We start from the raw sequence: 792 nt of genomic DNA on the forward strand, positions 1-792 counted from the left end.
ATACGCGCCGTCATTGTCTTGCCCCGTGCCAATGATGTCGATAGGGTCGGAAAGCGATAGCGGCTCTGCTTCGACAATATCGCCGTCTTTGTCGGTTCTAACGTTTATCCACCATACGCCCCGATTATTGGTATCAAAGCGTGGGTGTGGGCGGAATGACTCGATATTCTCAAGGTTGTAGTCGTTGGGGCTTTCCTGCTTCGCTGTTTCGGTATTTTTCATGCTGTCTGTCCTCCGAAATGATTGTCTGATTGCTTTTTCTCGTTCAGTTCGTCCAGTGCGTCATAGCCTGGCGTTTTGCTTTGCCATATGCTCGCCTTGATTCCCTGCTTAATGGCTCGCATTGCCAAGTCATAAGCGGCTCTGTAACCAACGGGGCGGGGCGTGTCGTTATCGGCAATAATTGCAATCTCTTTTATACCGTTCAAAAAGTGAAAATTTGCCAAGCTGTTTGCGCTCAAGGCCGCGCATAAGCCCCAATCGTAAGCCTTGCATAATTCACGGGCGGCAAGGGCGGTTTCTATGCCCTCTGCAATGACAAGACGGCCATTTTCAGGAATCGGGAACAAGTGGACGGCTTGCCCCGATATGCTGCCTTGCTTACGGTTTCGCATTTTCTTGGCCGGTAATGTTTCGCCTGTTACAGGGTCTTTGATTGCCAGTTTCTGATAGCGTGGGGCGTGTAGTCCGTCCTCCCCGCATGGTTTGTCATAGGTCGTCTGAAGATAGGTAAGGTGCAAGCCTTGTAGCTCTTCGTCCATGTCGCGGATAGCGCAAACCATACAGGGGAAA

1 protein-coding gene and 1 pseudogene are annotated in these 792 nt (G+C 50.9%); both read right to left on the minus strand.

Features of this window, described 5'->3' with window-relative positions; translation table 11 throughout:
- Positions 1-222: pseudogene (locus HMPREF2696_RS11840) on the minus strand (helicase); the annotation flags it as partial.
- Positions 219-792: toprim domain-containing protein (locus HMPREF2696_RS07935; protein ID WP_210383769.1), on the minus strand; the 574-nt coding region annotated here is incomplete at its 5' end. The pseudogene HMPREF2696_RS11840 and the gene HMPREF2696_RS07935, both read right to left, overlap by 4 nt.

Source organism: Neisseria sp. HMSC058F07 (assembly GCF_001810035.1).
GTDB lineage: Bacteria > Pseudomonadota > Gammaproteobacteria > Burkholderiales > Neisseriaceae > Neisseria > Neisseria perflava.